The organism is Bifidobacterium sp. UMB1197, assembly GCF_030217745.1.
Taxonomy (GTDB): domain Bacteria; phylum Actinomycetota; class Actinomycetes; order Actinomycetales; family Bifidobacteriaceae; genus Bifidobacterium; species Bifidobacterium vaginale_B.
Genome location: NZ_JASOOL010000002.1, coordinates 222,266 through 247,191 on the forward strand (window position 1 = coordinate 222,266; position 24,926 = coordinate 247,191).

At 40.5% G+C, this 24,926-nt stretch carries 19 protein-coding genes; 1 reads left to right on the forward strand and 18 read right to left on the reverse strand.

The genetic code is table 11. From position 1 onward, the window contains the following. Positions 1-36 precede the first annotated feature (36 nt). A complete protein-coding gene (locus tag QP420_RS02205; RefSeq protein ID WP_481616425.1) occupies positions 37-2,607 on the forward strand; it encodes a BspA family leucine-rich repeat surface protein in 2,571 nt (856 codons plus the stop codon). An 82-nt stretch (positions 2,608-2,689) separates the two neighbouring features. On the opposite strand, the gene pyrE is transcribed toward QP420_RS02205, so the two are convergent. From pyrE to QP420_RS02295, 18 genes are all read right to left on the reverse strand, one after another. Further along, entirely contained in the window at positions 2,690-3,382 is a 693-nt protein-coding gene (gene pyrE / locus QP420_RS02210) for an orotate phosphoribosyltransferase (RefSeq protein WP_415688788.1), read from the reverse strand. A 78-nt stretch (positions 3,383-3,460) separates the two neighbouring features. Then, the gene (locus QP420_RS02215; RefSeq protein ID WP_060786649.1) at positions 3,461-4,444 is read right to left on the reverse strand and encodes a dihydroorotate dehydrogenase; all 984 of its coding nucleotides are present in this window, start codon (positions 4,442-4,444) and stop codon (positions 3,461-3,463) included. A gap of 10 nt (positions 4,445-4,454) precedes the next feature. After that, a complete protein-coding gene (locus QP420_RS02220) occupies positions 4,455-5,339 on the reverse strand; it encodes a dihydroorotate dehydrogenase electron transfer subunit (protein ID WP_415688786.1) in 885 nt (294 codons plus the stop codon). 120 nt (positions 5,340-5,459) lie between these two features. Further along, positions 5,460-6,494: an orotidine-5'-phosphate decarboxylase gene (gene pyrF, locus QP420_RS02225; protein ID WP_415695696.1), complete on the reverse strand. Its 1,035-nt coding sequence runs from the start codon at positions 6,492-6,494 to the stop codon at positions 5,460-5,462. Positions 6,495-6,557: 63 nt separating this feature from the next. Beyond that, positions 6,558-7,970, reverse strand: a complete 1,413-nt coding sequence (locus tag QP420_RS02230) for a dihydroorotase (protein WP_481616426.1) — start codon at positions 7,968-7,970, stop codon at positions 6,558-6,560. Positions 7,971-8,045: 75 nt separating this feature from the next. Then, on the reverse strand, positions 8,046-9,272 hold the full coding sequence (gene pyrB, locus QP420_RS02235; RefSeq protein WP_060786645.1) for an aspartate carbamoyltransferase: 1,227 nt from the start codon (positions 9,270-9,272) through the stop codon (positions 8,046-8,048). 184 nt (positions 9,273-9,456) lie between these two features. Continuing rightward, positions 9,457-12,819, reverse strand: coding sequence for a bifunctional [glutamine synthetase] adenylyltransferase/[glutamine synthetase]-adenylyl-L-tyrosine phosphorylase (locus tag QP420_RS02240; protein WP_481616427.1), 3,363 nt, complete (start codon positions 12,817-12,819; stop codon positions 9,457-9,459). Between the two features lie 60 nt (positions 12,820-12,879). Then, entirely contained in the window at positions 12,880-13,734 is an 855-nt protein-coding gene (gene metF, locus QP420_RS02245) for a methylenetetrahydrofolate reductase [NAD(P)H] (protein ID WP_060786643.1), read from the reverse strand. Then, positions 13,731-16,067, reverse strand: coding sequence for a 5-methyltetrahydropteroyltriglutamate--homocysteine S-methyltransferase (metE, locus tag QP420_RS02250; RefSeq protein ID WP_481616428.1), 2,337 nt, complete (start codon positions 16,065-16,067; stop codon positions 13,731-13,733). The genes metF and metE overlap by 4 nt, the downstream gene beginning before the upstream one ends. Before the next feature lie 174 nt (positions 16,068-16,241). After that, entirely contained in the window at positions 16,242-16,799 is a 558-nt protein-coding gene (locus QP420_RS02255) for a SixA phosphatase family protein (RefSeq protein ID WP_481616429.1), read from the reverse strand. A 22-nt stretch (positions 16,800-16,821) separates the two neighbouring features. Beyond that, complete coding sequence (locus QP420_RS02260; RefSeq protein ID WP_060786640.1) at positions 16,822-17,922, reverse strand: tRNA (adenine-N1)-methyltransferase; 1,101 nt, start codon at positions 17,920-17,922, stop codon at positions 16,822-16,824. Positions 17,923-17,957: 35 nt separating this feature from the next. Beyond that, complete coding sequence (gene tsaD, locus QP420_RS02265) at positions 17,958-19,022, reverse strand: tRNA (adenosine(37)-N6)-threonylcarbamoyltransferase complex transferase subunit TsaD (RefSeq protein ID WP_481616430.1); 1,065 nt, start codon at positions 19,020-19,022, stop codon at positions 17,958-17,960. Further along, positions 19,015-19,620: a ribosomal protein S18-alanine N-acetyltransferase gene (rimI, locus tag QP420_RS02270; RefSeq protein ID WP_481616431.1), complete on the reverse strand. Its 606-nt coding sequence runs from the start codon at positions 19,618-19,620 to the stop codon at positions 19,015-19,017. Before rimI ends, tsaD begins: the two co-directional genes overlap by 8 nt. A 20-nt stretch (positions 19,621-19,640) precedes the next feature. Further along, on the reverse strand, positions 19,641-20,435 hold the full coding sequence (gene tsaB / locus QP420_RS02275) for a tRNA (adenosine(37)-N6)-threonylcarbamoyltransferase complex dimerization subunit type 1 TsaB (protein WP_481616432.1): 795 nt from the start codon (positions 20,433-20,435) through the stop codon (positions 19,641-19,643). 38 nt (positions 20,436-20,473) lie between these two features. After that, positions 20,474-21,001 (reverse strand): tRNA (adenosine(37)-N6)-threonylcarbamoyltransferase complex ATPase subunit type 1 TsaE, encoded by a 528-nt coding sequence (gene tsaE / locus QP420_RS02280; protein ID WP_060786795.1) that lies wholly within the window; start codon positions 20,999-21,001, stop codon positions 20,474-20,476. A 70-nt stretch (positions 21,002-21,071) separates the two neighbouring features. Beyond that, positions 21,072-22,046 carry a DNA polymerase III subunit delta gene (gene holA, locus QP420_RS02285; RefSeq protein WP_481616433.1) on the reverse strand — a complete coding sequence of 325 codons (975 nt, stop codon included), beginning with the start codon at positions 22,044-22,046 and terminating at the stop codon, positions 21,072-21,074. A 140-nt stretch (positions 22,047-22,186) separates the two neighbouring features. Then, a complete protein-coding gene (locus QP420_RS02290) occupies positions 22,187-23,986 on the reverse strand; it encodes a ComEC/Rec2 family competence protein (RefSeq protein WP_481616434.1) in 1,800 nt (599 codons plus the stop codon). 51 nt (positions 23,987-24,037) lie between these two features. Further along, positions 24,038-24,823, reverse strand: a complete 786-nt coding sequence (locus QP420_RS02295; RefSeq protein ID WP_481616435.1) for a ComEA family DNA-binding protein — start codon at positions 24,821-24,823, stop codon at positions 24,038-24,040. Positions 24,824-24,926: the final 103 nt, after the last annotated feature.

A 24,926-nucleotide genomic window follows, 5' to 3' on the forward strand; every position in this document is an offset into this window, starting at 1 on the left:
GAACGAACATACACATGATTAACCCAGAGGAAAACCATGAAGAAACATATATTCGCATCTTGCGCATGTGCAGCAATGATTTGCTCATTAATACCAGCTCAGCAAGCTATTGCTAGCGAAGAATTAAACACGGGGTCAACGCAGCAAAAGGAATCTGTTGCGACTAATCCAGAAAATAAAGAAAACAAAGAAAACACACTAAATACTTGGCATGAAGCAAAATATCAGGGATTCTTTGACCCAACTCCTACTGGGCTAAAGTGGAAGTTTGACGAATCCACTAATACTCTTGAAATATCAAAAATTAACGGAACAGATTTTGCATCTGGCTCAATTGAAAAGATTATTTCGTCTAATAATAACAATCCAGATGGCGTAAATCTTGATACATCTAAAGTCAAAGTCATAAATATTGTTCAATCAGGCGATCAAACTGAAAATGCTGGAAAAATCCAACTAGGAAACGGTGCTAGCAAGCTGTTTTCAAACTTTGCAAATCTAGAAACAATAAACAATTTGGATTTATTTGACACTTCTAATGTAGAAGATATGTCTGGAATGTTTTCTTCAACACCTAAGTTAAAAAACATTAATGGCACTAAAGACTGGGATACAAGCCGCGTAACAGATATGAGCAGCCTGTTTGAAGATAGCGGAATAAGCAGCATAAATCCAATATCTAACTGGGATGTTAGCCACGTTGAAAACATGCAGCTAATGTTTAGAAACACAAAAAATTTGCGCACAGTTCACGGATTAGACGAAAAGTGGAACACTAGCAACGCTACAGACATGACTAGCATGTTTGAAGGCGGCGCAATTGAATCTGCAGACGGCATTAGAAACTTTAAAACTCGCAATGTTCATCATATGAGCAACATGTTCTACCAAGCAAAGAATCTTTCAAACGTTAAGGGAATTACTTGGGACAACACCTACTGCGATGAAGCAACTGGAATGTTTGCAGAAAGCGGATTAACAACTACCGAAGGCCTAGAAGTGTTTACAAACGACCATCTTGCTTCAATGGGAAGAATGTTTATGAACGCCAACAAGCTAGAAGACATTAAAGCGCTTGAAAATTGGGATATTAGCAACACTAACGACATTGGCAGAATGTTTACTGGAACAACCTCACTTAAAGAAGCTAATCTTGGAAAATGGAAAACTTCTTATGTTGGAAACATTATTGGCCTTTTTGAAAACAGTGGCGTTAAAAAGATAACTGGCTTAGAAAATTGGGATACAAAAAATGTTTGGAATATGGGAAAAGCATTTTCAAATACTACTAATCTAACGCAAATACCAGGAATCGAAAATTGGAACACTTCTGGTGCAACAGATATGAACGATATGTTTGCAAACTCTTCGGTAACTTCGCTAGATATTTCTAATTGGGATTTAACGCAGGCTCTTAATGGTCAAACTGGTTCATCAAATAACGGCGTTAGGAACATGTTTGGCGGCAGCAAAATCGATGATATTACTATTCCATCTGGAGTGGATCTTAAGCAAACAAATCTTTCGGCACTTACTGATATTTGGAAAGAAGCAAGCGCACAAGATGGCAATCTTCGTATTAAAAAAGATGGATTCTCATCAATAGAAGATATCGCAAAACCAAGCGAGAATAAGGCCCCTAGAAGATTCTTGCGCGGATACTTTATGGCTGCAATAAAGCACGGCGATGCTAGTATTAGTTGCTTGGTTAATACAAATGGAAAGAATAATTTTGTTGATGCAATTGTTAATTGCCAAGATAAAGACAGCAAAATAGTTGATTTCCGAAATCTAGATAAAGAAAATGCAAACAAAAAATTAGCTACACTACTTGGCTTACAAGATGAAATAGTTACAGCTTGGAACAATGGTGAATCTGCTTTTAACTCAAATTTAAAAGATCTTGATTTAACTAAAGATTTTAATTTGACTGTTAAAACAACTGTTAAAACTCAAAGTACTCAAACGGAAAATTCAAACGTTGTTGAGCCTAGTGCAGATGAATCTTTAGATTCTGATTTGGATTCTAATTCGGATTCTAAATCTAATTCGGATTCTAATTCTGATTATAGTTTGCTAAAGTTATATAGGCTATTAGCTGCGTTCAATCAAAATGACTACAGTTATAGCAGTTATTATCAAGCTAGTGCTGCTGCAAAAACATATACTACACAACCATCTAAGGTTGCAGAAGCTAAAACTGTGGAAACTAAGACTGTAGAATCAGCTCAATCGCAACAAGAAAATCAGGATACTTCTTACAAAGCAGAAATCGCCAATAAAACTGCAGAAAATAAGAAGCAGACCGAGCCAAGCAGCAACTCAAGCAGCAATAAGGCTGATTCCAAAGATTTGCAAAGCAATGATTCTAAAGAAAATGATTCTAAGGAAGACAATTCTAAGGAAGACAATTCTAAGGAAGACAATTCTAAAGATGAAGATTCAAGCAAAAGCGTAAACAAAAAGAAGAGCGCACTAAAAAATAACAGCTCTAGTGCAAAACCAGCTTCTTCAAATAAGAATACGAATGTACTAATGATTGGTGCATTAGCTGTATTTGTTGTTGCAATTGCTGGAATTGCAACCTTTGTTTTAAAGAAAAACTAAAACATTTGCAATAATTTTCCGCAAAATGTTGTATTACACATCGTATTTTGCAACATTTTGCGGAAAACTTTAATATTTTTTATTAAGCGCCATATTGAAGAAGATATTTAGCAGCGCGATCTGCCAACTGCTGATTCATTACAGCCTCGCCGTTTGAATTTTTAATGCTCTTAGCAGCATCAAAAATCTCACGAACGTTTGCAATCGGAAGCACTGGGAATCCAAACTCTTGCTCTACAGCTTTTACTGCAGAAAGCTCACTGTCTTTAGTGCGCTCCATTCTATCCACTGCCAAAATCAAGCCAACAACTTCCACATCTGCTTCTGCTTTAAGCTTTGGCAAGACTTCTCGAACTGCGGTTCCAGCAGTCATAACGTCGTCAACTAGCAGCACTTTCATACCGTCTTTTAGCGGCTTTCCAACCATCATTCCGCCATCGCCATGGTCTTTTCTTTCTTTTCTGTCAAAAGTAAAACCAACTGGCATATTGTAATTATTAGTTAAAGCAATAGACGTAGAAACAGCCAAAGGAATGCCTTTATATGCAGGGCCAAACACTGTGTCGATATTGCTAGAAAGAACACCATCTTTGATTGCAGCAACAATTCTTTGAGCGTAATAATCGCCAAGAGAAGCGATTTTACTGCCGTCATCAAAAGCTCCAGCGTTAATAAAGTAAGGCGATTGGCGACCAGATTTAAGCGTAAAATCACCAAATTTAAGTGCGCCTGAATCAAGCAAAAACTTTGTAAAACGTTCATGTAATTGTGCCATAATATTCTCCTTATTAAATTTAGTAAAACCTTATTAGCAAATCCTATTTACTTATTTTTACTTATTAGCGCCAAGTTATTAGCGCCAAGTTTTGCCTTCTTTAAGCAAAGACGCAAGCTTTGGCCTAGAATCAAGCAAATCATCCAGCTCGCGCGCAATGCGAATTGGAGCAGTAGGATCCACAAGAGCCGCAGCCCCTACTTCTACAGCATTAGCGCCAGCATACAAGTATTCCAAAGCTTTCTCTCCAGAATCAATGCCTCCAATACCAATGATTGGAATATCTGGCATAGCTTGACGAACTCGCCAAACAAATCCAAGCCCAATTGGGAAGATTGCAGGGCCAGAAACACCGCCCGTTCGGTTTGCAATAATCGGCTCGCCCGTTTTAATATCAATACGCAAACCAACCAGCGTATTAATCATACTTAAAGCATCCGCTCCAGCGTCAACAGCAGCCTTGCAAATCGATACAATATCTGTAACATTTGGCGTCATTTTTACAATCATTGGCTTGTTTGTCATTGCGCGAAGTCGCTTAATTAAGCGATGAAGAGCCACAGGGTCTGTTCCCACACTCATGCCACCATGAGTTACATTCGGGCAGCTAACGTTAATCTCCAGCATGTCTGCACTAGAATCCGCAAGCTTTTCAACAACTTGAGCATAATCATCGTCACTGTGGCCAGCAACGTTAGTAATCACAAGCGCTCCAAGCTTTTTTAACTTCGGCAACTCGTCTACCAAATAGTGGTCAACTCCAGGATTTTGCAAGCCAACAGCATTTACCATTCCAGAAGGCGATTCCGCAGTACGCGGAGCAGGATTTCCTTGCCACGGAACTGGAGAAACTCCCTTAGTGCAAATTGCTCCAAGCTGGCTTACATCGTAAAAGTGCGCGCAAGCTGCAAGCTGGAACGTTCCAGAAGCTGTTCCAACCATGTTTTTCCACTCAACGCCTGCAACTTTAGTTGAATGCTTCCAAACGTGGCTTGTGTCAAATCCAAGATTTTGCGCATTATTTTTCGCGTTTTCTAAAGCGTTATTTGTTTCGTTGCTCATATTCTTTCCTTTATTCCCATCCCAATCTCTGTGAGTCAAATACTGGGCCTTCGTTGCAAACCTTAAGTCTTCCTTCTAATGTGTCTACAACACAAGCAACACAAGTGCCATATCCGCAACCCATTCTGGCTTCTAAGCTTAGCTGACATTTAACATTACGCTCATGTGCCCAATGAGCTACAGCTTTCATCATTGGCATTGGCCCGCAAGAAAGAATAACAGTAGGCAAATCGCCATTAAAATCAAAATGATTTTCTTGCTCTAGCTCATTAAGCAAAGTAATAACCGTACCTTGCGTATTGCTAATGCTATAAACGTTATCAACGTATTCCTTCATAAATGAGTCAGCAAAATGATTATCTCTGTATCCAAGAACTGCCGTAACCTTGCAATTCTTATTCTTTGAAATAGCCTGCGCCGCACAAATCAAAGGAGGAACACCTAATCCTCCGCTTACAAGAACATAGTGAGCCGGCTTAGAAATATCAAAGCCCAATCCTAATGGTCCTAAAGCGTCTACAGTATCTCCTGCTTTAAGCTGCGCAAACTCGGCAGTCCCCTTACCAATCACAGCAAAAATAAGAGTAAATGTATCTCCATCAACGCTTGCAACGCCAAATGGCCGAGGAAGCATAGTTGTAGAATCTGGGGAATACAAGTTAACAAATTGCGCAGGAGTTGCCGTTTTAGCAATAGCATCATCGCGTAAAACTAAGCGGTACACACCTTCGTCAAGCTTTTGATTATCAAGCACTTCTATTGGGCGCCTTCCTAAAAGACGGCTATATTTGGGCTTGCTGGACTCCGCATTCGAATAGTCAAAAGAGCTTTCACTCAGCGTAGTTGTAACACTTCTGGAAGATTTTTGAGTTTGAATAAACATGCCATCTCTCATGTATTTGCCCTATCTTGTTTAGTGTGTAACTTTATTTGTTTAGCTTTATTTATGTATTTTCGCTTGTAATTTGTAACTTGTTATTATTTATAGATTATATTCACATTTATTTAGCTATATTCACCTATAAACCGCCTGACGTAAATCATCTCGCATATTAATAGCCGCGCGAGCAGAAGAATCTGCAACAATATCTAGAATGTCATCTAAAGAAATCGAAGATTCATGCTTTTTATACGATTCGCAATTCTTCCAAGAGCCAATAATCCCGCGAGAAGAGTTTACTATAGCACCACTTCCATCTTTATCAAACATTCCAGCAACATCTTGAGCTGTTCCGCCTTGCGCTCCGTAGCCTGGGACCAAAAAGAAAGTATGTGGCATAATTTCGCGCAAATGCTGGCCTTCTTGCGGATGCGTTGCTCCGACCACTGCTCCAACTCTAGAATATCCGTGATTTCCAACGTTTGAAGCACCCCAGTTTTCAATCAACTCAGCAACATGCTCGTAAAGTGGCCTATTGTCTTCCACAACAAGCTCTTGCAACTCTTTGCTAGAAGGATTAGATGTGCGCAAAAGCACAAAAATGCTTTTATTGCGCGCAATTGCTTCGTTTATAAAAGGCTCAACGCCATCCGAACCCATATATGGATTTACGGTAAGCGAATCCTCATGCCAAAAATCCTTGGCGCTAGCGGTTTTTAGAAGATTAACCAAAGACTCGTCAAAATTATAAGAATCATCTTTAAAATACGAATCAAGATTAGCAAAACCTCGCAAATGTGCTGCGTATTGGCCTGCAGTAGAGCCAATATCTCCACGCTTTGCATCTCCAATAACGATTAAACCTTTGGATTTAGCGTAATCGCAAGTCATTGTGTATGTGTCGATTCCAGCAGGGCCAAGCGCCTCGTACATTGCAATTTGTGGCTTAACAGCTGGAACAATATCGCAAATCGCATCAATAATTGCACGATTAAACTCAAAATAGGCGGCAGCAAGCAAAGTTGGCAAAGCCTCTTCACTTTCCACCTCTTGCAAAACTTCATCCGCTAAGCCGCTTAAAATTTGTGCAGGCAAAATACCAGGCTTTGGGTCTAAGCCAACAACCGTAGGATTTTGCTTGGCTGCAATCGCTTCTACTAACTCGTCCATTTTGCTCCCATTTTCTATATTTTTACAACTACAACTTACGAATATGCTTGATTAAATGCGCAACTACATTCTAGAAAACGCAATTTGCGATCCAATAATAGTTGCCACTGGCCTGCCCTTTAATTGCCAGCCGTCAAATGGCGTATTTCTAGCTTTCGAATGGAACAAGTTCGAATCTACACTCCACTTTTCACTCATGTTAATCAGCACTAAGTCAACGTTTTCTGGGTGCTCCGTGTTGCTTAATCGCAACGTGCGCCTAATTGCACATTTGGAAGAAACATTTAGCAAAGCCGAAATATCTGTAGAACGCCTACTCATTAATTGTCTAGGATTAACAGACATGAGTTCAATTAAATGCTTATCGTCTGTATAACCTGCATCCACAAGAACTTTTCTACAAACCGCATAAGCACATTCTAGGCCAATAATGCCATTAGGTGCGCTCGCAAAATCGCCAGCCTTATCTGCAGTTGTGTGCGGAGCATGATCCGTTGCAATCATGTCTATAGTTCCATCTGCGATTGCAGCAAGAGTCGCCTGCCTATCTGCTTTAGATCTAAGCGGAGGATTCATTTTTGCATTAGCGCCATACTTTAAAACATCTTCATCACAAAGAGCAACATAGTGCGGAGCTGTTTCGCAAGTAATGGGCAAACCTTCCTTCTTTGCTTTGCGAATTGCCTCAAACGCAGCCGCAGTACTCACATGCTGGAAGTGAACATGAACGCCGCTAACTCTTGCAGCATCAATATCTCGCTTAACAATCGCAAGTTCCGTAGAAGCAGGAATTCCGCCAACGCCTAAAATTTTAGCCACTGGCCCTTCGTTTACAGAACCAGAATCATGATGCTCGCAATGTTCAACAAAAGGCAAGCCCGTTTGCTTTGCGATTTTTAGAACGTCTTGCAAAATCGGCTCTGGAACCGCAGCACCATCGTCGCTAATAGCAGTTACAGGATGCTTCTTCATTGGAGACGTTTTTTGACTATCTTCGACTCCAGGAACATACTTTTTCCACAGATTAACGTTGCTAGGCTCAAGTCCACTTCTGCCAACAGATGCGCAAACGCTTAAATCGTAGCGAACTGGCAGTTTTACGCCGTAGATACAACCGTATCTTTGCAAGTAATCAATCACATTTTCTACATCAAAAGGAGCATCATTCCAAGGCTCGCCGTCAACTGCAGGAATCGTATTTGGCATAATCAAAACCTGCGTGTAGCCACCTGCAGCAGCCGCATTGCCGCCAGTTGTCATCGTCTCCTTATCTGTTTGCCCAGGATCCCTAAAATGCACGTGTGGATCGGCAAAACCAGGAGCAACAATCCAATCGCTTGCATCAATTTCGCCATCAATCCGCGCATTTGGCTCTATTAAAGCATCTTGACGCACACCATCTACGATTAAATCGATGCGCTCGCTAGTATCCCAAACTGCAATATTTTGCAAAGTTAAGGTTCGAGAGTTATTCATGTTACTCCTAGTTCGCTCAAGGTTTTAAGTTATTTTAAATTATTTTAGATTATTTTATGCCAAATTCTAATCAGCTTATGCCGCTTCGTCACAATACAAGCAGCGATACACATTTGAGCCAGAATCATCCTTATAGAACTTTTTGACTAATGTTAATTCGCTATTTGTTATGCAACGAATATTAGGGCATTTAAGATCTTTAGGCGCATTCTTATCTTCTTTATGAACACGAGGATTAGCCAGCGAAATTCCACTGGCATCGTAAGCTTGCGATTCGTCTTTAGGAACGTTCACAAAATCTGTTGGCTCATAGCCCAAAAGCTCATCTCCAAGAACCGAGCTTTCTAACGCCATTCGCATAAGCATACCATTTTTAACCTGCTCAAAGTATGCCGCACGAGGATCCGCGTCAACGTCAACCGCAATCTCATTAATTCTAGGAAGTGGGTGAAGAACAGCCGTATTAGGCTTTGCTTTTTGCAATTTTTCTTCCGTCAAAATGTAAGTATCTCTAAGTCGTAAGTATTGGTCCCTGTCGGTAAAACGCTCTTCTTGCACGCGAGTCATGTAAAGCACGTCCAAGCTGCCAATCACTTCCATTAAGTCGCGAGTTTCTTCGTAAGAGCACGATTCGGTTGCATTTATGCGATCAATAACATATTGCGGAGTTTTAAGCTCATCTGGACTAATCAGCACAAAATGAACGTTTCCAAAGCGGCATAAAGTTTCAATAAGTGAGTGTACCGTGCGTCCGTACGTTAAGTCTCCGCAAAGGCCAACTGTTAAATTGTTAAGCCTGCCAAATCGCGCAAGAATAGTTGCCAAATCTGCAAGGGTTTGTGTAGGATGCATGTGGCCGCCGTCTCCAGCATTAATTACTGGCGTGCTCACAGCTTGCGTTGCTACAAAAGCGGCGCCTTCCTTAGGGTGACGCATTGCTACAACGTCTACATAGTTTGACACCACTCTTAACGTGTCGCTAACTGTTTCTCCCTTGCTTGCGCTAGAAAGCTGAGCGCCTGCAAAACCAATCACCTTGCCACCTAAGCGAAGCATTGCTGTTTCAAAGCTTAATCGTGTGCGCGTACTCGGCTCATAAAAAAGAGTGGCCAACACTCTGCCATCGCAAGTGTGGGCCACTTCTTTTCTGTGCGAATCAATGTATCGCGCTTTATCTAAAAGCATTCGTATCTGTGCCGTGGAAATATCATCTAAAGTAACCACGCTTTTGCCTGCTAACGATTGAGCAATTGCGCAACGAGAAAAAACTTGATTGGAAGAATCAGAAAATGCGTTCGTCATAATAGAACCGCTTACCTTTCGCTAGTTGGCAAACGGCCGCGATTGTGCGCGACCTCCACGATTTTACTGATTATCATTGACGAATATGCGATTCGGAGTGGCGTATATTTATCACCACAAAATGCAACAATTAAATGCAAAAATTGAACAAAAAATTAGTAAATCAAATTAAAAAGCATTTTATTCATCGGCCATAGAAAATACGAGACATTACATCTCGGCATTGACGCATAACCGCCATTAAATCGTTTTCAAATACCCTACCCTGGTTTGGATCATATCCAAGATAAGTTGCGATTCCACCCAAAGAATACGAGTCTGTTGGAATAACATCGGCGCGCTCAAGGGAGCCAGACCACAAGAAGTTTGCATTTCGCACTGCAGAACACATATGCCAGCAGCGTTCCAACACATCAGCATCTTCTAAATCAATCAAATGTGATTCTTTAAGCGCTTTCAACGCTTGCATTGTGCCAACTGTACGCAAAGACTCGTATTTTCCAGCGTATTGCAATTGCAAAAGCTGAACAGTCCACTCAACATCGCTTAAACCGCCGCGGCCAAGCTTTAAATGCCTATCTCTACTAACACCTCTTGGCAAACGCTCTGCTTCCATACGAGCTTTAAGCTTACGAATTTCCGCCACTTGCGATTCACTAAGCGGCTCTGCCGAATAACGCAAATCGTTTACCACTCCACTTAGCAAAGAATCCGCCAACTCTTTGGATCCTGCAGCAAAACGCGCACGTAAAAGCGCTTGATTCTCCCACGTACTAGCCCACTTTTTGTAATAATGCTCGCAAGATTCTAGCGAGCGCACAAGAGGACCATCTTTGCCTTCTGGGCGCAAATCTAAATCAACCATGATTTTTGGCTCTAAAGTAAGAGGACCTTGCAAAATATTTCGCAATACATCAACGGTTGTCTGCGCAAAACGATGAGACAAATCAGAACTAGAATCAGAGGCGACTTCGCTACTGCAATCATCTTCTGTAGGCTTATAAACAACCATCATGTCTGCGTCCGAACAGAAGTTAACTTCTCTGCCCCCGTAACGACCCAAAGCAATAATTGCAATCGAAGCTTTACTGCTATCTAAGCCCATTTTATAAGCAGAATCCTTCATAGACCACTGCAAAGCAGCATCGAGCACGGCATCAAACACATCACTCATTGCTTGCATCGAAGTATCATCATCAATAAGCCCACACATCCAAGCAAGAGCTACTCGCTCGATTTCTTGCCGTCTTAAAGCGCGCAGAGACTGAGCAAAATCCGCAATACTGCTTGAATATCTTGCAACCATTGCGTGCGTTTGCATATCTAAGCTTTCTCTATCTCGTGCAGAAAGCGCAGAATCGTCTCCAAGCCACGTAATCGACTGCATTGATTGCATCATTGCGTCGCCTAAATAACGCGAATCAGACAAAACGTGGCAAAGCCTACGAGCTGCACTAGGAGAATCACGTAAAAATCCCAAATACGTGTTTTTTCCACCAAAACGTTCGGAAAGTCGCCTAAAAGCAAGCAAACCCATATCTGGGTTTTGGCCCTCTCCAAGCCATTTTAAGACTGCTGGAAGAAGAATCCTGTGAATTTTAGCCGCACGCGAAAGCCCTTCGGTAAGTGCCTCAACATGCATTTGTGCAGCCTTTGAGTCTGCAAAACCGATTGACGCAAAACGCGCTCTAGCAGCATTTGCAGAAAGAACAATAGGATCCGCATCTGTTTGTGCATTAATAGGCAGCATTGGACGGTAGTAAATATCTTTATGCAAGTGCCTAATTTCCCTACGTGCTTTATCAAATCGCGCAACAAGCTCTTCTGGCGTAAGCCTAACGGCTCTAGCAAGACGCCTTATTTGACTATTATCGTTAAGTTCTTCTGCACTAATACTTCTTGCGCGGTCTAAACCACCATTGCCATGAGCGCCTAAATCGGGGAATAAATGTGTTCGCTGCATATTCCACATTTGCTGGCGGTGTTCTAGTACACGCTCAAAACGGTAATGTTCTGCCAAAATTGCAGCTTGCGATCTAGAAACGTATCCTCCAGCAGACAAAGCGTTAAGCGCACTAAGCGTATCTTTAACTCGAAGAGACTGGTCTTCACTTCCATGCACAAGTTGCAGCATTTGCACAGTAAATTCAACATCGCGCAAGCCACCTCGCCCAAGCTTCATATCCAGGTCTCGCTGCGATGCTGGAATCAAGGATTCTACACGCTGACGCATATGCTGGCAATCTGCAACAAAATGTTCGCGGCCAGACGCCTTCCAAATAAAAGAATCCGCCATTTTTCTGTATTCGTTTCCAAGTTGCACATCTCCAGCCGCTGGTCTTGATTTTAAAAGTGCCTGAAACTCCCAGCTACTTGCCCACTTTTCGTAGTATTCTCTATGAGATTCTAACCGCCTAACAAGCGGGCCATCTTTGCCTTCTGGCCTAAGTGCAGTATCAATCTGCCACAATGGCGGCTCCGTGCAACCAATAACAATAGATTGGCAAACTTTTTGTAGAACCATTGCAATCGAGCAGGCTGTTCTAATCGCCTCATCTTGGCTAACACCTTTAGATGGCTCAGCAACGTAAATTAGATCAATATCGGAAACGTAGTTTATTTCTTGCGCTCCCAATTTTCCCATTGCGATTATTGCAAATCTGCAGCAGCACGATCCCGAAACCTGCCCGCGCGCAATAGCAAGCGCTGCCTCTAAAGCAGCATCAGCCGCATCGGACAGCTTGCGACTTATATCTGGCTGCAATTCTACAGGATCTGCGCTCGCTAAATCGTATGCCATAATCGCAGCAACATGCTGACGATATCTTTCTCTAAGAGCACAAACTGCCTGCGCAAATCCCATTGAGCTTATAGGAACACTGCACGAGCCACCGCTTTTATCAGCATTTTCTACAGCATCTTCCTCATTAGCTGTAGCCTTCTCATTAGCTGTATCATTCCCCTTAGATTCAGCTACTTTAATATCGGCATCTTTAGCACTAACAACAGTTGCCCTATAAGCTTGAATAGCCTCTAACAAATCTAAAACACGCTCTTCTAAAGTCATGTGCAATAGATGATTTGGATCGTTTGCTGCCGCGTTTATTAAGCAAGGATGCGTTCGCATTAGCATTGCAAATGCTTTAGACGCTCCAATAACCTGCATTAAAGACGCAAGCGGGCTTGTTATTAGCGAATTATTAGAGCTTTGAGCAATTTTTTGAACAACTTTTTGCTGGTCTTGGCAAATGTCTTTAAAAGCTAAAATTGCATAATCTGGATCTTCTACTCTTTTTATGCTTTCTAAAATTTTTAGAGCATTTAGCGAGTCGTCTTCACAATTTTTGCAAACATCTTCTATAGTTTTACGAGCAGATTCTGGGCGCGCAAATCCAGCTTTAACTAAGCTTCTATACGATAAATCGCAGTTTTTATCGTCACTAGAATCTTGATTTTCACTTTGTGTAGAATCGCCAGCTAAAGCGCCAGAAAACCTACCAATCAAGTTTCCACTCACAGCGCCACTATTGCCCGTTTGATTGCTCATAACGCCACTGTACATTGTGGTGCCGTCCAATAAGATTTTGCACAGCACCACACGCACAAATTACACAATTTTGGTAAAAAGCGGCTTAACGTTTGACCAGATGCTTCTAGTAACACCAGGACGATTCATTGTATACAAGTGTATTCCGTCTACTCCTTGCGCAACTAAATCGTTAATCTGCTGAGACGCAAATATGCTTCCAGCGTCTTGCAAAACTTCTGGGTTGCTTCCCCAGCGTTCCATCATTGCTAAAACAGGCTCGGTTATTGCAGAAGAACACATTTTTGTCATTCTCTTAACCTGATTTGCGTTTACAACAGGCATTACTCCAGCTTCAATCGGAACGTTAATTCCAGATTTTCTAGCTAAATCCCTAAATCGCAAGAAGTCATCGTTATTGTAAAAAAGTTGCGAAATCAAATGAGTGACTCCTGCATCAACTTTTTTCTTTAGATTATCGATGTCTTCTTGCAAAGTAGCAGATTCGGGGTGCTTTTCGGGGTAGCATGCGCCAAAAATAGGCAAATCAGGGCGCTGCGTGCGAATATAAGCAACTAAATCGCTGGCATGGTTAAACACACCAGCAGCATCCTGACCTTCAATAACGTCTCCACGCAAAGCCAAAATGCCACTAACACCTGCCTTGTCGAACAACTCTAATGCTTCGTCAACATCATCATAATTTAGGTATCTTGCTGTTAAATGTGCAACAGCTTTAATACCGTATTCCGATTGAATTGTGTTGGCAATTCTAGCAGTAGCAGTTCGATCCGAAGATTTTCCAGTTCCATAAGTTACAGATATAAAATCTGGATCCAATCCCCTTAAGCCATCTAAAGTGTCGTAAATCGTACCTATTGGAGATGTTCTTTTAGGTGGAAACACTTCTAGCGAAAACTTTGGTTTATAGGTCATTTCAAACCGCCACCCAATTCGCTTCTAACCTTTTTGGCTGCAGAAACAAGATTTTGCAAGCTAACCCACGTTTCTGCATTGCCTCGTGTTTTCAAGCCGCAATCTGGGTTAATCCACAGTTTATTAGCTGGCATTTTGCGCAAAATCTCGTGAATTCTGTTAACAATCTCCTCTTCGCTAGGAACACGAGGAGAGTGAATGTCGTAAACACCAGGGCCAGCTTCTGTTTCAAAGTTTGCGTCATGAATAGCGTCCAAAACAACTAAATCTCCACGCGAAGCCTCAAACGATATTACGTCTGCGTCCATTGCGTCAATGTCTTGAATAATGTCGTTAAACTCCGAATAGCACATATGTGTGTGAATCTGCGTAGTAGCAGCCACAGCAGAATGTACAAGACGGAAAGCCGCAATAGCCCAGTCCAAATACTTCTTATGCCAATCCGAACGCCTAAGCGGCAACTTTTCACGCAAAGCAGCCTCATCGATTTGAATTACGCGAATTCCAGCACGCTCTAAGTCTAAAACTTCATCTCGTATAGCAAGAGCCAGCTGCTGCGTTTGCTGCTCGTGGGTAATATCTTCGCGAGGCCAAGACCAGTTAAGAATTGTTACAGGCCCCGTTAGCATGCCTTTCATAACATGATTTGTGCGGCTTTGGGCATACGCGCTCCACTCTACCGTGATTGGCTGTGCTCTAGAAACATCACTCCAAACAATTGGAGGCTTTACGCAGCGAGTTCCATAAGACTGCACCCAAGCATTCTTGGTAAACTTAAATCCGTGCAAATGCTGGCCAAAGTATTCCACCATGTCGTTTCGCTCAAATTCGCCATGCACAAGAACGTCTAGGCCAATGCTCTCCTGGTGTTCTATGCACTCGTCTATTTGCTTGCCAATAAATGCGTTGTATTCTTCTTTACTAATTTCGCCTTTTCTAAAAAGCGCTCGAATCGACCTTATCTCTTTTGTTTGAGGGAAGGATCCGATAGTTGTTGTAGGCAAATCAGGCAATCCCAATGCTTCTTTTTGCAATTTTTGACGCTCAGCGCGAGCTGGCTTTCGCTCAAAATCTTCTGGCTTAAGGCTTGAGATTCGCGCTTTAACACTTTCGTCTGTCTTTACTCTAGATCCGTCGAATAATGCTTGATTTTGCGCTAATTCCTCGCTATTTTTAAGCTCATCATCATTCAAAACGCAAAGTTTAGCAATTTCGCTTACTTCCTTCAATTTTTCTACAGCAAACGCAAAATGCTTTAATACGTCTTCACCAAGCTCTTCTCCATTCGTGCTAAATGGAACGTGCAAAAGAGAGCATGCAGTAGAAACAGCTATGCGATTAGTAACATTTTTTTGCAAAGCGTCTAATAAGCCAAGACTTTGTGCGTAATCATTTTTCCAAATGTTTCTACCATTAACAATTCCTGCAAAAATAGTGGTTTTCTCGTTCACTCCATATTCTTGCAAAGCTTCAAGGTTTTCCTCTTTACCTTCTACAAAATCCAAGCCAATTGCGTCAAACGCTAAATCGTTTACAGTTTTATAGGAGTCTAAAATATTGCCAAAGTATGTATTAAGCAAAATCTTAACGCTGCTTGCGTTTTCAGCGTTTTCAAGCCTGCTTTCAAGAATCGGCTTATATAAATCGCTAAAAATCTTTAAATCGCCATCTTCTTTATCTAAGCACAAGTATGGTTCGTCAAATTGCAACCACTTTGCTCCAAGACTTGCAAATCGTTTTACAATATTGCAATATGCTTCTGCTAATGCTTCAATCGTTTCTTTATTTGGCCCTAATTCCTGAGCCTGTGGATTGCGAGCAAGCTTTAAGAAGGTGTATGGGCCAATCAACACTGGCTTTGTTTCAATTCCAAGATCTTTTGCTTCATTAAACTCGTCAAATGGCTTTGTACCAACTAAACGCAAATCTTGTGGATTTTCAACTTCTGGAACAATGTAGTGATAGTTGGTTGTAAACCACTTCTTCATTGGAAGAGCCGTAACGTCTCCAAAGCTCCCTTGATACCCGCGCGCTATTGCAAACAGTGTATCTTCTGCATTTTCAAACTCTAGCTTTTTGTATCTTTCTGGCACTGCGCCAAGCAGGATTGCCGTGTCTAGCATCTGATCGTAGTAGCTAAAATCATTGCTTGGTATGAGTTCTATTCCAGCTTCTGCCTGAATCTTCCAATGCTTTTTGCGCAAGTCTTTTGCAACTTGTCTTACTTCTTCTAGCGTTGCGTCTTTTTTCCAATAGCGTTCAATAACTTTTTTAAGCTCGCGATTGGCGCCAATCCTTGGGAAACCCTGTACGGACGTTAGAACGGTATGCATATATCCTCCAAAAAAAATCAATAACCTGATTCAGCCTAGCAAACATTTGGCCTAATGGGGTCATCAACTATTTGGGGGTGTCGTTATAACCTGAATTTATATGCGTATTTTATGCGGATTTTATGCGTATTTTATGCGTATTTTATGCAGATTTTATACAGATTTCCGCGTATTTTACTCAAAATCTTTTGGACTTATAACGCCCAGGGCTTTTGCTCCTCGAAGTCCGCAGGTTGTAAAAGGCGTTTCAGATACTAGAACAACAATCGAAGCATTGGAAAGTCCAAGTCGCATTGTTCCTAAAACATCTGGGTCTGAATCGGCGGAAGAAAGCCATTGTGCAGCCATCGACATTGTTGGCTCATGGCCTATAATCATTGTTATTCTAGATTCACTCCTAATAGCACTAAGCTCATCCATTACGGATTGCATTCCGCCATCATATAAGCTTTTTCTTGATGCAACTATTGGCGAATCTCCAAATTTTTTAAGCATTTTTTGCATTGTTTGTTCGCTGCGATTCGCGCTTGAACAAACAATATAATCTGGAACAAGCTTTAAAGATTGCAAGCCTTTTGCCATTATTTTTGCTTGTTTTAAGCCTTTATCGCTAAGGTCTCTTCCCCAATCGTCTCCCATTGTTGGCGGATGTGCTTTTGCGTGGCGCATTAGTAACAACACATATTTTGCGTGCTTTACTTTTTTAGCAATTTTCTTGATTGACGCCGCCATTTTAATCTCCTACAGTCTTCGGTTAAGCCTTGTTGGACTTTGGATTTTGGTTAGGTAACTGTGCTATTTGCGAGTCTAAATCTTTTAAAACTTTTCTAAGTTTTCTATCGGATATATCTCTAAGAGATAAGTCTTCTAACTGTTCTGCGCGCTCTTCGGGTGTTAAAGCATCAATATCGCTAACAGTATCTTTTGTAGCACGCTCGCGCTTTTTTAGCGCATTAAATCCTTGTGCCATTGCGCGCGAAATAACCAAAAAACCAGTATGACCTATCATTGCATGATCTGGTCTAACTGCTAAATCTTGAGCTTTCCAAGTTCTTTCTAACGTTTCTTGAATCTCTGGCTCCGTCCAAACTCCCGAAGCACGCAAACTTTGTGCCATTCTAGACATTTGCGTTGTAGTTGTTACGTACGCAACCAATACGCCACCTGGAGCAATAACTCTATAAGCTTGTTCAAGCCTGTTCCAAGGATCAAGCATATCTAACATAATGCGGTCAAAATAGCCTTCTGGAAGAGATTTTGCCACTGAATCAAAATCTCCAGTTAAAAGATTCCACCATTTTGGTTTTTCACCATAGTAAATCGTTGCGTTTAGCTGCGCAATTCTAGCAAAATCAGGCCTAAGCTCTATTGTTGTAAGCTCACCACTTTGCCCAACCGCATCTAAAAGACTTAAGCTCATTGCCCCAGAGCCTGCTCCCGACTCTAAAACGCGCATTCCAGAGCGAATATCTCCTAAAGAAATCACTTGTGCAATATCTTTTGGATACATGATTTGAGCGCCTCTTGGCATGGATAAAACGTAATCCGTCAATCGCGGACGCATAACTACATAATCCCATCCGCCTATTGCGCGCGCTGCCATCCATGGCTTGTTTGATTCTTTAGATGCATCAACTGGCTTATTGCTCTGCTCAAAATCTCGTTTTGTGCTAACTGTTGTTACTACAATGCCTTGAGTTTTGCCAATAACATCATCGTGCAAAATAATGCCATGCTCAGTTTGTGTAACTCCGCCTTTAGTAAGCTGCGCTGTGATTCGCTTGCCTTTTCTATCGGTGAATTGGATTTTTTCACCAACTTGCAAAGCTCCTCTACGCGTATAGCTTTCGTACACAAAACACCTCGCTTGTTTTTAATATGACTTTTATATTATAAGCTAACGGTTGTAAGTGGCATTGCTGAATCGATTGCAAAATCTGGAGCAGATGGACGAACGCCTGCTTCCACCAAATTCACACCAAGCATTGCCACCATTGCTCCATTATCTGTGCAAAGCTTCAATTCCGGCAAACGAACTTCGATTCCATGCTCTTTGCCTTGCTCTAAAAGATGCTCTCTAAGTTGCGAGTTTGCGGAGAATCCGCCACCAATCAGCAGCGTTTTAGAACCATACTGTTCGCATCCCATCATGGCTTTTTTAGAAAGAACATCTGCAACAGAGTTTGCTAAAGATGCGCAAACGTCGTCAACTGGTATTTCTAAGCCTTGTGCTTGGCGAGCTTCTACCCAACGCGCAACAGCTGTTTTTACTCCCGAAAAACTAAAGTCGTAAGGGTGCTCTTTGCCAGATCTGCCTTGCGTAAGTCCTTGTGGAACTTTCAACGTATTTGGATCTCCAAGGCGCCCATGCCTATCAATATGAGGGCCTCCTGGGTAAGGGAATCCCAGCAATCTAGCTACTTTGTCAAAGCATTCGCCAGCAGCATCGTCTAATGTTGTTCCAACAACGTCTATGCTGCGCGCAATATCGTTCACGTGAAGAAGCGAAGTATGTCCGCCAGAAACAATTAAAGCAAGAACGTCTTTAGGCACATCGCCAAATTGCAATTGCGTTACAGCAATGTGGCCAATAACGTGATTTATTCCATAAATCGGCTTTTTTGCAGCACTTGCTAGTGCTTTAGCGCCAGATACGCCAACAGCTAGGCATCCTGCTAAGCCTGGACCTGCGCTCACTGCTATAGCGTCAATATCGCTTAAATCCATATTTGCATCTGATAACGCTTTTGAAACCACTGGCACGAATGCTTCTGCGTGTGCGCGCGAGGCGATTTCTGGTATAACGCCACCGTAGCGCGCGTGTTCTTGCATTGAGGATGCTACAACGTTAGAAACTAATGTTCTTCCCTTAACGATTGCTGCTGCTGTTTCGTCGCAAGTTGATTCAATGCCTAAAACTATTGGCTCGCTTGTTTTATTCATTGTTTCACTCATTGTTATCCTCACTTTTAGCACTGTTACTGTTATAAGCTTCGCTAGATTCTTCTAAGTTTTTTGAGCTTTCTAAATTTTCTAAGTCTTCTATTTGCGCGCACATTGTATATGCGTCTATTCCTTCTGGCATGTAGTATCTTTTTCGTAATCCCATTTTTATAAAACCGAATTTTTCATACAGTTTTAGTGCTGGATTGTTGTTTACCCTAACTTCTAAAAGCATTCGTTTTGCGCCTATTGATTTTGCATTTTCAATCATTGTCTTTAGAAGATTGCTTGCAATTCCTTGCTTTTGATATTCTTTTGCAACGCCTATTGTCATTATTTGCGCATCATCGCCATCAAACCAAAATCCTGCATACCCTGCTACCGTATTTGTGTTTAAATCAATATCTGCATAATATGCACGCATTGGCGCTTGCAATTCCTGCAAAATCATGTTCTTGTTCCAACAGCCTGGTCCAAACAAGTCTGCTTCGATTTTTGCAATTTGAGAAACTATTGCTTCGCATTTTGAATAATCAATTTTCTCTATAGCGCAGCTTTTACTATTTGATGCACAAGCTGGATATTTTGAGCAAGTTATGTCTACAATCATATGCGTACTTTACTTGAATCCTATTTTTCCGCCACTTTTGTAGCAGCCCCAGAACCCAAAACGTGCTTCAACGGATTTGGAACCGATACATCTGGTCTTCTTAAATAAAGCGGTTCAATAACATCTTTTTGACTTGCGCAAAGCTTAAATATTTCCAATCCTTTTACGCCTAAATCAAGAGCGCTCACTTCGGCAATTAAGCGTATGCTTTTGATTTTCTTCCAATCTTCAACATATTTTTTAGCGCCATGACCCGCAACACAAACACAGTAGTCGCAAATTTTATTTGATTCAAAATATTGGTTAACTCTTTCAACAATATTTGCAGGATAATCAATATCCATTTTTATTACTTCGCAACCACTATCGTCGTATAAACTCATATAAACTTGGCGTCTTCTAGCGTCATTAAGCGAAAGAACATATTTGCGTTCAGTATTGCAGGATTCATTATTTTCGACTATTAAATCTTTAGAAATAACGCCATTTTCAAGCCATTCTTCAAAAGCTCCAGAACGAATCATTAGGCTTTGCGCAATCAAACTGTTGCAACCTAAAATCTTAGCGTTATTTGCAAAAGCAATCGCCTTAGCTGCCACTAATCCAGCTCGTAAACCTGTAAAAGGAGCAGGGCCTACTCCAACTACGATTTCGTCTATTTGATTAAGCTCTAGACCAGCATTTTTTACTGCAGAATCAATGTTTACTTGCAGCTTTTCAACATGCGTACGCGAATCCGTTTCCACTATTGGCTTATAGCCTACAACTCCAACTGTTGAACCGTATGACGTATCTATAATCAGCGTATTGCTCATTTTTGTTCCTTAAATTAACCAACCAACTTAGCTTACTCTTAATCAAGAATTTTTAGTCGATCGCACCAATCTCCTCCAACTGGAACAAGTGTTACAACGCGATTCCCTTCGCTTGTTAGCTGGTTTGAATTAGAATCTTTGCCAGACTGTTCAATCGGCCTATCAATATGAACTTCAAGACGAACATCCGCAAGAACGCCCGCCATCTGCTCTCCCCACTCCATAAGCACAACAGTTCCATCACCTGGTTCTTCCAAAGCCTCATCTAATCCAAGCGATTCAAGCTCGTCTAGAAGCCTAGAAACCGTATCTTGGCCTGGAGCGTAATCTTTTCCACCAAGCCTGTATGCGTCTACGTGAATTAGATTTGCCGCTTTTCCGTTAGAAAACGTGCCTTTAAGTTCTCTTGCAATAGTAAAGGTTGGGGAAACAATCGGCTCTTTTATTCCTAGACCTTGCCCAAATCCTTTTGCAAACGTTGTTTTTCCAGCACCAAGAGGGCCAGAAAGCAAAATAACGTCTGTTTCACGCACTATTTTTGCAATGGATTTTCCAAGCTCCTGCATGCACAAATCCGTTGGAATTACAAGCTTTTTGCTATTCTGATTTTCCAAAATCACACACTTTCGTCTTAATTTAATAACGTCCACGGCAAGCAATCATGCTAATACATTTTCCTAAAGCATAATCAGCGTTGCTTGCTCCACCTTTACACTGTTCGTCTGCCCATGCTAAACACTTAAAACACCTACGAATTCCATTTTCATTCCATCCACCTAAATCTCTCATAGCCATTTTTAGCGCCCAAGGGTTCACTTTTGCTTGAGGAGTGGAAATCTGACCGTTTTTAACTGCTATAGCTTTTGTAATTATGCGCATTTTTACAGCCAGTGCGCCAATTAATGCTATAGGATCAACGCCTTGCAAAATCGCAGTTCTTGCCGCAAGAATAGCTTGAGGCGCATTTCCTTGTGCAGCTTTATCTGCCACAAAAAATCCAGTAACTTGAGGATCCGATGTTAAATATTGGTCAACTATTTTTAAAGTGATTGGATTATTGTCAAAATCAAAACACAGCTGAGAGCACAGTGCCGCCAACTGATCGGTCTTTCCACCTAAGACTTCTACAATACGCCCAGCTGCCATAGGCTCTATGCTGCGATTTTGTCTTTCAAAAAGACTTATAACAAAATTCAGCCTTGCATCGTCTTTTTTAAGATCTGGAACAGTTATTTTGTTTGCTCCAGCTTTTTCAAGCTTGGTAACTATTGATTTTCCTTTAACACCACCTTCGTGGCGGGCAATAACCCAGCAATCAGTGCCATTAGACTTGGAATTATTAGCACAAAAATCAACTAGCGCTTGCACAAAGTCTTCATCTGCCTGCTCAAGATTGCTAATAACAACAATCGTTCCGCTAGAGAACAAAGACGGGCCTGTAGCTGTTATAAAAGCGTATTTATCGGCAATCAAAGCATCTAAATTTACAACATCCGCATCTGGATACGCGCTTATTATGCGCGCTTTTAAATCGCGAGCGTTTAAATCATTTAAATACGCATCCCCGCCAACCACAATCGTAACTGGCGCAAAGTTTTTTAACGTTTGCATGCGTACCCCTTAATGCCAATGTTTTGTAACTTAACCAATCGAATTTACTATTAATAGGATTAATTTTAGCTTTTTAACACCTTATTAATTGTACAAACTATGCAAAACTTAAAACATTCCTAGATAAAAAATTAGACAAATTATTCAAAAAGCTTAACTGAATCGTCTATAAGATGCTTAAAACGATTTGACTTTGCTTGAGCATAAATCTTAAACGTGTTGTAAAACTCTTTATTTTTAAGATACTTATTTGCAAAAAGAATAGCGAAAAATACACTAAATTCAGCAATGCACGCCAACCAAGCACCTAATGGCCCCGCAATCCAAGGAAAAACGCCAATTTGCAAGTCTCCAAGGTTCCAAGCGCAAAATGCCATAATGTTTGTTCCAATCGAAGAAAAACTAGCAAAAAACAACGAAATCGAATAATTCCAACACGCAAAAACAAGAGACAAAAGTCCAAAAATCGTTGCAAAGTCAACAAAAGGAGTAACAATCAAATTAGTTAAAATAGATATAAAAGACACTTGAGGTTGCATTAATATTTGAACAGGAAGCGTAAAACATTGCGCACACAATGTAATACTTAATGCGCTCGCAATACAAGATGGCATGTATCTTAAAAAGATTCTTTTCAACGGCATTGCGCAAACGATTATTCCAAAAGTTGCACAAACCGAAAGAGCAAAAGCATAATCCCATGCGTATTTTGGGCAAACAAAAAGAACGCCTATAACAGTTAAACTCAATGCACTAGCAGACTGATATGCTCTAGAAAGCAAAAACGCAATTGAGCAAATAATGCCCATTATAAGCGCTCTCAAAACAGACGCCGACGGGTAAACAATAAGCGCTAAAGAAATATTTCCAACTGTTTCAAGAACAACACATAGCCATTTTGGAGCAAGAAAATATAAGCAAACTTTACGAATCATTGCAGCAATAAGCAAAAAGTGGCCTCCAGATACTGCCATTAAATGCATTATTCCCGAAATCTTAAATCTTTGCTTCATTGTATTTGCGTACGTGCTGTCAATTTGACTACTTTTATTTTCACTATCATCACTTAAACGCTCTTGACCTAAAAGTCCTACAGTAAGACCAGGAACTAGCATTTTACCTTGCTCGCTCAAATTGTTTGTAACATTGTAAAATTCTTTATAAAGATTGTTTAAAGCACTTGCTAAAAACCCAGCTTTTTCAATCACTTTTAAGGAATTGACTTTATTTTTGCTTGATTTATCTTCTTTACCAACTTTAGGGATTTGAATCTCTACAGCATTTGCGCCGAATTTAGAAATACCAATCCTCGCAAAACTGCTAATCGTATACCCATAATTTATTGCTTTGCAAACTGGATTAAAAGCGTAAAGTTTTGCATCTACAAAACTCGCATATTTTTGCACAGCATTGTTTTTATCTTTTGCCTCAACACTTTTAACTCTAACACTCGATACACAATCTCCTCTAAAAGAAGGAGACGTTCTTAAAGGAGATGTTATTTTCATAACCACTTTAACGTTTTTAAAATCGCCATTTTTAGCGGCATTTTTAGCGCCATTATTTACATTATAATTTTGCTCATTTTTAACGCCATTGCTTTTAATAACAGAAAAAACAGGATCCATCCCTTCTAAACATTGCGTAATTGAGCAAATAATAAAGGAAGCTAAAAACGCACATACAATCGCGTAAAAAGTTTGTTTATATTTGATTATTTTCAATCGTTCTAAACATTTAACTTTAAACATGCCATTAGCAAATACGCAGCAAAAACATATAAAAGCAAAAGCAAAAGTGGCAATTATTGTATGCACTAAAATATGATTTACTTCGCATACAAATCTTGCATATAAGCAGCCAAACCACACTGCAAAAGCAATTGGAACAAGTCTAAAATCCTTGTTACCAGTTTCACAATTCCAATAAAATTCTTCCATCTTAAACCTTAAAGAACAAAGTTATAAAACAAACCTATAAATAGGCGATTTTTAGCCAACACAAGTCATTGGTTTAATTTTTGCAAAGGTTTTAGGGCCAATCCCATTAACTTGCAACAAATCTTCAACGCGCTTAAAAACACGAACTTTTTTACGCATATCTAATATTCTTTGAGCCATTTTTGGCCCCACGCCTTTTATTTCTTGTAATTCTTCTATCCCAGCCGTGTTTATGTTTATGCAAGTTTTTTTATTTAAAGCATTATTAGCAAAATCTTTGTTCTCGCTGTTCGCTGCATAATCTTTGTTAGAATTAGCACTTTTAGAATCGCGCTTTTTATAATCATTGCCCTCATTATCTTTAATAATCGCATTAGAGCTATTTTTGCCATTCACACTGCTCTCTTTAAAATTCTTGCTAGAAGATTGAATTTTGGAGGATTTATTTTCGACTTTATCGTCGGTTTTCCTAACAGATTTGCTGCCAGTTTTGCTTGCGACTTTACTAGCGTTATAAGCATAAAACTTGCTATACGTTGCATATTGACCTATTAGCATTGTTAAACTACAAGCTAAGCAAACAACTAAAATCAGCATTATTGCAAGAATATGAACAGGTTTTATAGCCAGTCTTATGCTATTTTTTATTCTCGCTTCGTTTCGTTTATTAAAATCATTAAAATCTAGTGAAGATTTATTGGCATTAGTGGCAAGATTATTAAAATCCAACGCATTCTCTTTAACCAACGTATTCTCTTTAATTTCTTGGTTAATTTTATGACTCAATCCATCAATCGCCTCAAACCTGCTTAGAACGCTACGACTAGTTTTATGCATCTTTAATCACCCCCTTTTATTGTTTAAATAATCATTAATAAAAAAGATGCTTACCTCCACTATTAAATGAAGATAAGCATCTTTCAAGTAAAATTAACCAATG